6 protein-coding genes are annotated in these 7138 nt (G+C 38.9%); 5 read left to right on the top strand and 1 reads right to left on the bottom strand.

Annotation, left to right across the window (positions count from 1 at the left end; all coding sequences use genetic code 11):
* The first annotated feature begins 336 nt into the window (after positions 1-336).
* From cpu_RS04695 to cpu_RS04715, 5 genes are all read left to right on the top strand, one after another.
* Positions 337-1662, top strand: a complete 1326-nt coding sequence (locus cpu_RS04695) for a CCA tRNA nucleotidyltransferase (RefSeq protein ID WP_075858887.1) — start codon at positions 337-339, stop codon at positions 1660-1662.
* A 100-nt stretch (positions 1663-1762) separates the two neighbouring features.
* The gene (locus tag cpu_RS04700) at positions 1763-3694 is read left to right on the top strand and encodes a cell division protein FtsA (protein WP_075858888.1); all 1932 of its coding nucleotides are present in this window, start codon (positions 1763-1765) and stop codon (positions 3692-3694) included.
* Positions 3695-3851: 157 nt separating this feature from the next.
* Positions 3852-4388 carry a 4Fe-4S binding protein gene (locus cpu_RS04705; protein WP_075858889.1) on the top strand — a complete coding sequence of 179 codons (537 nt, stop codon included), beginning with the start codon at positions 3852-3854 and terminating at the stop codon, positions 4386-4388.
* A gap of 143 nt (positions 4389-4531) precedes the next feature.
* Positions 4532-5566 (top strand): GerMN domain-containing protein, encoded by a 1035-nt coding sequence (locus cpu_RS04710; RefSeq protein WP_075858890.1) that lies wholly within the window; start codon positions 4532-4534, stop codon positions 5564-5566.
* Between the two features lie 134 nt (positions 5567-5700).
* The gene (locus cpu_RS04715; protein ID WP_075858891.1) at positions 5701-6447 is read left to right on the top strand and encodes a hypothetical protein; all 747 of its coding nucleotides are present in this window, start codon (positions 5701-5703) and stop codon (positions 6445-6447) included.
* 9 nt (positions 6448-6456) lie between these two features.
* Here the strand turns inward: cpu_RS04715 and cpu_RS13595 are convergent, their stop codons facing one another.
* Positions 6457-6957, bottom strand: a complete 501-nt coding sequence (locus cpu_RS13595) for a hypothetical protein (RefSeq protein ID WP_088775886.1) — start codon at positions 6955-6957, stop codon at positions 6457-6459.
* Positions 6958-7138: the final 181 nt, after the last annotated feature.

Genomic DNA, 7138 nt, shown 5'->3' on the forward strand with positions numbered 1-7138 from the left:
CGGCCGACCTTTAGCCCGAGGAACATAAAGCCCATTTTGCGACGTAAGAAGAATATAAATTTCTCTTCCCGAAGCTTTTGTAAAGCTTCGGGAATTTTTGCTGAAAAAATTTTTTTTAAGCTTAGGCTGTATTATTGAGAAAAATAGGTCTGGGAAGTAGTTTCACCGGGAAAAATTTTCTACTATTTTACAGGAGTTAAAACCTTATACCTACCTGATAGTAATAAGCTTGGTTGATGAATACCGCAAGGCAGTGCTAAACTTTAAAAAATTAAAAGTTAAGTGAAATAATAAGATTGTAGTAAGATTTTTTAAGAGGTAAAAGGCGGTGTTAAAGTGGAGGTAATCGATAACCTAAAAGTAATCTTAAAAGACACCAGTACTTATTTTGTGGGCGGAAGTGTGCGGGCTCTACTGCTCTGCCGCCCGGTAAAAGATATAGACCTCATTACCTTTGAAGATCCCCAAAATATAGGCGAGAAGCTTTTAAAAGCCTTTGGCGGAAGCTTTTTTCCTTTAAAAGAAGAGTTTGCGGCTTTTCGACTGGTGTTTAATTATAGTGGGGAAGCTTATCAGGTGGATATCCTTCCGGTTATAGGAGAAAACCTGGAAGAGGACCTTGGACGCCGGGATTTTACCGTAAATGCTCTGGCCTTACCGGTAAGAGGGGAAATTTCGGGGGGTATTATTGATCCCTTTGGGGGGCAAGACGATTTAAAAGCAAAGATTATCCGCATGGTTAGTCCGGAAAACATTAAAGCTGACCCGGTGCGGATTTTAAGAGGAGTAAGGATTGCCGGGGAGCTTGACTTTACGGTAGAGCGGGCAACGGAGAAAACGTTTAAACAATATATACAATATATATTAGATTTCCCCGGGGAGCGGGTGGCAGAAGAACTTCGAAAAATCTTCTCTTTAGATGATGCGGCAAAAGTGGTGGATTGGCTTTTTCAAACAGGCTTTTTTGAGGTTTTTGAGCTGGGGATAAGAGAAGGGTATGAGCTTTACCAAAATTACCATCACGGGGAAACGGTGTATCAGCACCTAATTGATACCTTAGGCCGTATGGAAGTGCTTTTAAAAGATAATCCTTTGCGGATTAAAACAAATCTTCCGCCTTATCTTTTAAAAATGGCTGCTTTTTTCCACGATATAGGGAAGCCCGGAACATTGGTGTATGATCAAGAAGGGCGGACTCGCTTCTTTGGCCATGAAAAGGAAAGTGTAAACAGGCTTATACCCTTTATGGATTTTCTTAACTTTTCTAATTTCGAGAAGAGGGTTTTAACCACGTTAATAGGTAATCATATGCGGATTTTATCTTTAAGAATGGCAACGAAAGTAAGCGGAGAGGCAATTTTGCGCTTAATTAAAGATACCGGGGATTTATTTTTAGAGTTAATTCTTTTGTATCTTGCCGATAAAGGGGAAAAAGCTAGAGAAGACTTAGAATTTTTATGGGAGTTAAAAAAGTTTTATGAAGGTTATTTGGAATTTAAAGGAAAGATCTCCGGAAAAGAAATCATGGAAGCCCTAAATATCCCTGAGTCTTTGGCAGTTGGGCAGGCGAAAAATTATTTATTAAAAGCCTGGGCCCGGGGGGAGATAAGGGATAGCAGTGAGGCAATGGATTATTTGCAAAGAAAGTTTAGAAAGGGTTAGTTTCCAAGTTTTAAGAAGTTCTTTTTTGGTTTTTTAAAGGAAAATAATGAAAAATAGCGAATTAGGTATAAAAAAATAAATTGTTACGGGCGGGATTAGTATGGAAAAGAAAAACATCATCTTTGCTCTGGATATTGGGACGCGAACAGTAATAGGGGTGATAGGGGAAGTACTGGATGATGGTAGGATTAATATCTTAAAGGAAACCCTCCGGGAGCATGACGAACGTTCGATGCTAGATGGTCAAATTCATGATATAGCAAAAGTTGCTAAAGTGGTTAGAGATATAAAGGAGGAGTTAGAAGGAGCGTTGGGGGTAAAACTTACCCGAGCGGCTATAGCAGCGGCCGGGCGGGCCCTTTATACGGTTACTTCCTACGCGGAGATGGAAGTAGTTGGAGCTGAGGTTTCTACCCGCCACGTCTTTGAGTTGGAAAGTAAAGCGCTAGCGGAAGCGGTGGAAGCAGTTAAAAATCTAGGTGAGGTCCGGTATGAGTTAGTAGGATATAGTGTCATTAGTTATTATTTAGATGGGTATCCGTTTAAAGCTTTAGAAGGTCATAGAGGAAAGAAGATAAGCGTTGAATTAGTGGCAACCTTTTTGCCGGAGACTGTTACCAGTAGCTTACAGGCAGTTTTATTGCGTTGTGGCCTTGAGCCCGCAAATTTAACTTTAGAGCCGATTGCTGCAATTACAGCGGCAGTTCCCGAAAGCCTACGCCTTTTAAATATTGCTTTAGTGGATATTGGCGCCGGTACTTCTGATATTGCTGTTTGCCGGGATGGGGCCGTGATAGCTTATGGCATGGTACCAGAAGCGGGAGATGAAATTACCGAAGAAATCATGCGGCAATTTCTTTTAGATTTTGCGGATGCGGAAAAGGTAAAAAGGCAGTTGTTTTTTGAAGAGGTGACCTTTTACAATATCTTGGGAGAAGAAATTAAGATAGCAGCTAAAGAAATTATTGCGAGGATCGAACCTGTGGTGGCGAGAATTGCCCAAAGGATTGCCGAAGAAATGGTAAGGTTAAATGGTGGCTCGCCTAAAGCAGTGTTTTTGGTTGGTGGTGGTGCCAAAACTCCGGGGCTGGTAGCGAAGCTTGCCGAGTATCTTGGGCTTGAAACTTCACGGGTGGTGGTAAAAGGATTAGACCCAAGGGAAGGAAAGTTTTTAGCAGTGCCGGAAGCTCTTTTGGGGCCGGAAGGGGTAACGGTTCTGGGTATTATCCAGATGGCCCTGAGAAAATACGATTATGGTTTTATTTCTGTATTTTTAAATGGCCGGGAGATACGGCTCTTATCCCAAAAAAACTTAACAGTTGGTGAAATCTTAAAACTTTCCGGAATTACTCCTAAGGAGATTTTTGGACGGGAAGGAAGAAGTTTAAATTTTTATTTAAACGGTAATAGAAGGGAATGGAAAGGTGGGCTTCCCCGGGCGGCTGAAATATATGTAAACGGTCAACCGGCGTCCCTTAAAACGGAGGTCGGCGCAGGAGATTCCCTTAATTTTATACCTGCTCGCGATGGGGAAGAGGCAAAGCTTACGGCAAAACAACTTTTGCAGGAATGCGGACCGATTATTATCAAAGTAAATGGTGAAGAAGTAAGTTTGACCCCTATTTTACTCTTAGGGGGAAAGGCTTTAGCTGAGGACTATCAAATACAGGAGGAAGATCAACTTACTTTATGTTCGAAAGAAACTGCTAAAGCTTTTTTTAAAAATTTAGATTCAGTTCTGGTGAATGGAAAAGAAATCGAAGCTAATTATCAATTCTATCCGGGGGATGAAGTGTTTATTAATGAGGAGGGGCTTTCGGTTCCAGAACTTAATTCTTTAGAGGTAGAAGTTTATTTAAATGGAAAACCCATCAAACTAACGGGAAAAAATAATTATATTTTGGCCGATGTCTTACCGCATTTAGGAAAAATACCGGAAAAGATAAGTTCTTTGAAAATCCTTTTAAATGGGGAAGAAGTCGGGTTTACCGCTGAGATTAAAAGGGGAGATGAAATAAAGATACTACTTTAATAAAATAAGTGTTATAGTTTTCAGCAAAAAATAAAAATTTTCAAAAAATAATCCCGATATCCCTTTATTTTTTTTTAAGATTTGCATATAATAAATTTAAAATATAGGAATGAAAAGCACAGAATTTTAATGAGAGAGAAGAACAGGGGGAGAGAAAATGTATTTATATGTAGACTATGATGCTTGTCAACATGAACCCCACTGCAAAGCAGCTGACTGCTGCCCAACAGGGGCAATAATGTATAATGAAGATGCCCGGAGGGTTAATGTCAATAAAGATTTGTGCAACTTTTGCGGTGAATGTGTAAAAACCTGCCCTTATGCAGTTTTCCATATAGTTGAAAACGAGGTGGAAGCTCGGCGTTTGGATGAAAAATTACGCCAAACCCGAAATACTTTTGAATATTACCTGAAGAAATTTTTCCAGGTAACCAAAAATATTATTCCATACAGGGAGTTAGAAGGATATTTGGATGATTTTCCCGGGATTAAAGATATTGCCGTATTATTAGTTGATGATGAACTAAAAATCTTTATTGTACCTGAAAATGGGTTTGACAAGATTAAGTTTTTAGAATTTGCTAATAAATTAGCTGAACAGCCAATTCCTGCCAATAATGTAATTTTACTCGAGCAAATTCCCAGGACCAAAACAGGGAAAATACATTTTAGCCAAATTCTGGGGCAAACTTAATCCTGTAGCAATACAGGATTTTTTTTTGTTTTCCGAAATCCAGCCTACCCTATTTTTTATTTAACGATTAATTATTAAAACTAACTAAAGTTTTATACGTCTAAAATGAAGACTGCAAAAATATATTTTGAGGAGGTTTTGATATGAAAAAAGTTTTGATTATGGGCATGGTAATGATATCTCTGTTGCTGGGAGTTAATGCTTGCACCAAAAAAGAGACGGCTACACCTCAAATTATAAAACCCGAGGAAAAACCAACAATTGAGGCAAAAATATCGGACTATTTTCCTGTAAAACCTAACTGGTACTGGGAATACGAAGGTATAGGTAATGAATTTGCCGGCGGCCGGGTGGATACTGAGTTTATAAAAGACCGCCGTGTTCAGCTTTTGCAGCAAAATGGCGGAACTGACACAGCCAAAATTTTTGAGGTAAGCGAAGACGGGGTTAAACTTGTTTTTACCGAGGAAGAAAGCTACTGGCGGATAAATTATTTAGGTATTTCTCCGAAAAAGAAAATGGAGGAATATTATCTTAAAGCCCCTCTAAAGGTGGGGACGACCTGGACAGTGGGGGATACTACCTGGACTATAGAAAATCTTAAGGAAAAAGTTCAGGTACCAGCCGGGGAGTTTACCTGTATAAAAGTTGTAGGAAAGTCTAAAGACAGTACAATTGAACGGTATTTTGCCAAAGGAGTAGGCCTGGTAAAACAACGGTTTATTTTCGGAAACGCTGTGGTTGAAGATAATCTTAAAAAATACGGTGATGGGGAAAAAGATGGCAACCTTCCCGCCAAAACTCTGATAATTAATTATCCTTCACCTAATCTTGATAAGCTTTTAAGTGAAGAGCGAACTGAGAAGTTTAAAACCGGTGAAGAACTGGCAGAAAAAATCACAGCTATTTTAAAAGAAGACAAATATAAAGTCCTGGGGCCTAATGTAAAATTGTTAAGTTATGTGCGTACCAACCAAAACCTAAGGCTTAACTTTTCTAAAGAATTAATTTCTGAATTAAATGCCGGGTCTTCCTTTGAGGCTTTAAAAATTGACAGCATTGTTAACACCTTTGGCCGAAATTTTGGAGTAAAAGGGGTTATTATTAATGTGGAAGGCAAGGGGTATGAATCCGGGCATTTTGCTTTTGGAAAAGATGAGGTTTTAAAGGTGAAGTGATGATTGACAGAGAAGGCAGATAATAATATAATAAACCTTACCTTCCATTTTTTACACTCAGGGATAATGCTTTAAGTCCTGCCAACTTTCTCATTACCTCTCGATCTTATTATTTTCCAAAGGAGGAGGATTAATTGAAAAATTATTTTCCTCTGCGCGAGTTTTTACTCCTTTTTGAAGACGACCGGGATGCGCAAAACTTCCTTAATTTTGTAAGAAATCTGAAAGAAAAGGGGAAGTTTAACGGTCGAGTTATTGAAATTTTTGAGCCAGAAGAGGGAGCAGTGTACGAACATTTTGTAAACGATGAGGAGCTTTTTCTGGATAATGCACACCTCTTAGCGGAATATATTAACGATGGAATGGGAAAAATTTTCCGGGAGTACCGGCGACCAATGATGAAAGACTTACCTAAAAAGCGAGCTTTTTCCTGTAAAAATTGTATTCATTTTGAACGGGAGATGCCGGTGGAAGTTAGGGAAGACTTTTTAAATAGAATGTCCTTTTATTCCTACCAGGGACAGGACTTAACCACTGTCTCGGCTAAAACCATTGGCCTCTGCCGTGAAGTTTACGGATTATTTGAGGAAGACGAATTTTTTGACCCCGATTTTGAAGTAGATAAATTTGCCGTACTGCCTGAAGGGAGTTTTTGCCGAAATTTTACTCCTAAGCCAGAAGTCTTAAAAAGATTTATCGCTAAAGATGAAATTTTATCTTTAAATGAAGTAGCAGTAAACTTAAAAATAAGCATGGCAAGACTTCGTGTATTAATTGCCGGAGGCTGGTTTAGGGTAGCAAGCCTTGACGAGTCAGGAATGAAATATGTCCATCGCAAAGACTATGAGAATGTGAAAAATAAAGTGTTAAGCCGGGGGTAAACCCCGGCTTTACCTAAATAACTTAAGAGCGGTGGTTATCATGAGATAGGCAAGATAGAGGGCATATAACTGGGTAGCCCAGGTAAGGGCTCCAAATAAAAAGCCGAGATTAAAAAGATTTAGCCAGGAAAACGCCTGGGGGACGGCGGAGAAAAGGAGGAGTTCGGAGTATCCTAGCAAAAACCGCTTAAATAAAAGTTCGGGTTCAATTTTAGTTAAATTTCGTTCTAGGAAATAAGTCGTAAGATAAGCTACCAAATGGTTTATCCCACCTAAAAGAGCAAAAAACAATAGAAAAACTCCCAAGAGGGTCAAAACTGTTGCAGGGTGGGTAAAGGATAAATTTTGGTAAAAGAAATCGGCAGTTTCCGGTAAGGGAAAAAACATTAAGCCTATTACTAAAAAAAGAGAGGCTTTAAGGTAATTAATTTGGACCTTCTTGTTTCCCGGATATAAAAGAAGCTTTTGCATTGTTTCTCGGGGTTGACGGATATAAGAAACCAACGACACGTTTTAGCCACCTCATTAAGGGTTTTAATAATATTATAGCAAATTATCAAAAAATTATGAAGAAGGAAGAAAGATAATGAGTTGAATAAGTGGTAATAGGCCATAGTTTCGTTCAAAAGCTTTAAATTTCGGGGCAAATAATCCCAGGGCAAGGAAGAGATATCGAAGAGGTAATTAAGAT

It is taken from the genome of Carboxydothermus pertinax (assembly GCF_001950255.1).
Taxonomy (GTDB): Bacteria; Bacillota; Z-2901; order Carboxydothermales; family Carboxydothermaceae; genus Carboxydothermus; species Carboxydothermus pertinax.